General features: G+C 67.1%; 1 protein-coding gene and 1 pseudogene. Both read left to right on the top strand.

Translation table 11 applies throughout. The features are described 5' to 3' along the window. Nucleotides 1-96 precede the first annotated feature (96 nt). The gene (locus AB0M99_RS37805; protein ID WP_365928810.1) at nucleotides 97-960 is read left to right on the top strand and encodes an IS5 family transposase; all 864 of its coding nucleotides are present in this window, start codon (nucleotides 97-99) and stop codon (nucleotides 958-960) included. Next, nucleotides 957-1,155, top strand: a pseudogene (locus tag AB0M99_RS37800) (hypothetical protein); the annotation flags it as partial. The gene AB0M99_RS37805 and the pseudogene AB0M99_RS37800, both read left to right, overlap by 4 nt.

The raw sequence follows: 1,155 nt of genomic DNA, 5'->3' as shown, positions 1-1,155 counted from the left end.
TGAGTGGGCGTTAAGTCCGATCTTCCTCGGTTCGTGATCGCTCGATCGTGGTACTGATCGCGGTCCGGGCCGCTTGGTGGGCATGTCCATGTTGAGATGCGGGGCGTGACGAGAGAGCCGTACCTCAGCGACTTATCGGACGAGCAGTGGCCGTTGATCGAGCCGATGATCACGGCCTGGAAGCAGGACCGGGTGGCGCGGTCTGCGACCGGAGATCCCGGGTCCTGCGACCTGAGGGAAGTCGTGAACGCGATCTTCTACCAGAATCGGACGGGCTGTCAGTGGCGCTTGTTGCCACATGACTTCCCGGCCTGGTCGGCGGTGTTCTACTACTTCACGCTGTGGCGCGAGGACGGTCTTGACCAGCGGATCCAGGAACTCCTGCGCTGCCAGGTGCGGGAGAGGGCCCGCCGATTAGAGGACCCGTCCCTCGTGATCCTCGATACCCAGTCCGTGCGTGCCGCGGCGGGCGTCCCGAAGACCACGACGGGGCTCGATGCGAACAAGAAGGTGTCGGGGCGCAAGCGGGGACTGGCCGTTGACGTTCTGGGGCTGATCATCGGCGTCGTCGTCCTGGCCGCGTCCGCACACGAGAACGCCGCGGGCATCGCCCTTCTCGACATCGCGGCCGAGCGGTGCGGGATGCGCCTGGAGAAGGCTCTGGTGGACCAGGGCTTCAAGGATGAAGTCATCATCCACGGCGCCTTGTTGGACATCGACGTCGAGGTCGTCCGCCGCAACCCCGCGGACCAGGGCAAGGGCTTTGTCCCACAGCCGATCCGGTGGAGGGTGGAGCAGACGAACGGCACGCTGATGCTGCACCGGCGCCTGGCCCGCGAGTACGACCACCGGCCCGACACCTCCGCCTCACGCGTCTACTGGGCCTCCATCGCGAACATGGCCCGCCGCCTCACCACCCCCAGCCCGGCCTGGCGCGACACCCTCGGGCTAGCCGCATGAACGTCACCGAACTCATGGCGGACCTCCAGGTCCGACACGACGAGGCCACCGCCCGGGCCGGCGAACTGCACGACCAGATCGCGCACTTGACCGCCGCTCTGGCCGAGACCGAGGCCCGTCTGGCGGACCTGGCCACCACCCGGAAAGTCATCGCCGAACTCGTACCGGCCGGGGAAGAACCCGAACCGTCCGAGG

It is taken from the genome of Streptomyces sp. NPDC051183 (assembly GCF_040682455.1).
GTDB lineage: Bacteria > Actinomycetota > Actinomycetes > Streptomycetales > Streptomycetaceae > Streptomyces.
The sequence above is the reverse complement of the archived record's forward strand: the minus strand, read 5'-3'. Positions and strand labels throughout refer to the sequence as shown.

Bases quoted from the DNA above. Each gene is read 5' to 3' on its own strand.
- AB0M99_RS37805 (WP_365928810.1), top strand. From the start codon at position 97: ATGCGGGGCGTGACGAGAGAGCCGTACCTCAGCGACTTATCGGACGAG.